Origin of the sequence: Pseudomonas sp. HMSC057H01, from assembly GCF_001836405.1 — a bacterium.
Lineage (GTDB): Bacteria > Pseudomonadota > Gammaproteobacteria > Pseudomonadales > Pseudomonadaceae > Pseudomonas > Pseudomonas aeruginosa.
In genome coordinates, this window is record NZ_KV828477.1 from 2,415 (window position 1) to 3,560 (window position 1,146).

1 protein-coding gene is annotated in these 1,146 nt (G+C 61.3%); it reads left to right on the plus strand.

Features of this window, described 5'->3' with window-relative positions; all coding sequences use genetic code 11:
- Positions 1 to 364 precede the first annotated feature (364 nt).
- Positions 365 to 1,146 (plus strand): cbb3-type cytochrome c oxidase subunit I (locus HMPREF2581_RS17345; protein WP_048766392.1); only part of this gene is annotated, 782 nt, incomplete at its 3' end.

Consider the following 1,146-nt stretch of genomic DNA (forward strand, 5'->3'; position numbering starts at 1 on the left):
ACCCCTCCCCCACCCGCGCCCTCCCGGGCGCGGGTCCTTCCCCCGGTCTCAGACCTTAGTCCCAGGCGGCGCGACGAAGTGTCGCACCAGCGGACGCCTTTCCTACCCTTCCTTTTCAATCGCGTCTAAGCTGCTCTGCATTCGTCCCTCTCCGGCAGAGCGACGGGACACCTAACTTCACCGGCCGAACCCACTCGCCCGGATAGCGCCAGAAAGCCATACGGCCGCCTTGGAAAGCGCTCTGAAGCAGGCATCAAACTGGCGTCGCCCCTGGCCTGGCGCGTTGCAATGCCCACCCGCTTTCTCCATACTTGCCGCCGATTTTTTGTCCCTAAAAAAGTCCATTAACCGTGGAACCCCTAGCATGAGCACAGCAATCAGTCAGACTGCTTATAACTATAAGGTGGTCCGCCAGTTCGCCGTTATGACGGTGGTCTGGGGGGTCATTGGAATGGGTCTCGGTGTCCTGATCGCCGCCCAACTGGTATGGCCCGAATTGAACTTCGACCTGCCGTGGACGAGCTTCGGCCGCCTTCGCCCCCTGCACACCAACGCGGTGATCTTCGCCTTCGGTGGGTGCGCCCTCTTCGCCACCTCGTACTACGTGGTGCAACGTACCTCGCAAGCCCGACTGATTTCAGACACGCTGGCGGCCTTCACCTTCTGGGGTTGGCAGGCCGTGATCGTGGGCGCCGTGCTGACCCTGCCGCAGGGTTTCACCACCTCCAAGGAATACGCCGAACTGGAATGGCCGCTGGCCATCCTCCTGGCGATCGTCTGGATCACCTACGCGATCGTGTTCTTCGGCACCATCGTCAAGCGCAAGGTCAAGCACATCTATGTGGGCAACTGGTTCTACGGTGCCTTCATCCTGGTGACGGCGATGCTGCATATCGTCAACCACATGTCGCTGCCGGTGAGCTGGTTCAAGTCCTACTCCGCCTACTCCGGCGCCACCGATGCGATGGTCCAGTGGTGGTACGGCCACAACGCCGTGGGCTTCTTCCTGACCACCGGCTTCCTCGGCATGATGTACTACTTCGTGCCCAAGCAGGCCGAGCGTCCGGTCTATTCCTATCGCCTGTCCATCGTCCACTTCTGGGCGCTGATCTCCCTGTACATCTGGGCCGGCCCGCACCACCTGCA